Below are 660 nucleotides of genomic sequence, written 5' to 3' on the forward strand. Positions count from 1 at the left end.
CTGCCGCCTAATTCCGGCACCTCGCGTTAATGATGAACCGCGAAAGCGCGCTTGGCGAGGGTCCCCTCGCTAGGCGCGTCGCGGCGAATCGGCTTCAACGTCTGCGACCCTGCCCAGTTGGCTAGTGTCGGTCTTGTCGGCCGGAAATTGGCCCATATCTGGGTTAAGCCTTGAGCCGACAGGCCTTAGCCAAGTAGCCTTTGAGCCGAGTTGCCCTGAGCCAAGTTCTGCATCACCCCTAACCCTTGGGTTCTTTCATGCGCGATCCCGTTGAAACCTACATGAACCTCGTGCCGATGGTGGTCGAGCAGACCAATCGCGGCGAGAGGGCGTACGACATTTTTTCGCGCCTGCTGAAGGAGCGCATCATTTTCCTCACCGGTCCGGTCGAGGACGGCATGTCGACGCTGGTCGTCGCGCAGTTGCTGTTTCTTGAAGCGGAAAATCCGAAGAAGGAAATCTCGATGTACATCAACTCGCCGGGTGGCGTGGTGACATCGGGTCTGGCGATCTACGACACCATGCAGTTCATCCGCCCGCCGGTGCACACGCTTTGCACGGGGCAGGCCGCGTCGATGGGCTCTCTCTTGCTCGCGGCTGGCGCGAAGGACAACCGCTTCTCGCTGCCGAACTCGCGCATCATGGTTCATCAGCCGTCAG

1 protein-coding gene is annotated in these 660 nt (G+C 60.2%); it reads left to right on the forward strand.

Translation table 11 applies throughout. The annotated features are described in order from the left end of the window. Positions 1-257 precede the first annotated feature (257 nt). Positions 258-660, forward strand: a 403-nt coding sequence (locus ACP4IX_RS36385) for an ATP-dependent Clp protease proteolytic subunit (RefSeq protein ID WP_426558952.1), incomplete at its 3' end; no start/stop codon positions are given.

The sequence above is a fragment of the Streptomyces sp. WG5 genome, assembly GCF_049974565.1.
Taxonomy (GTDB): domain Bacteria; phylum Actinomycetota; class Actinomycetes; order Streptomycetales; family Streptomycetaceae; genus Streptomyces.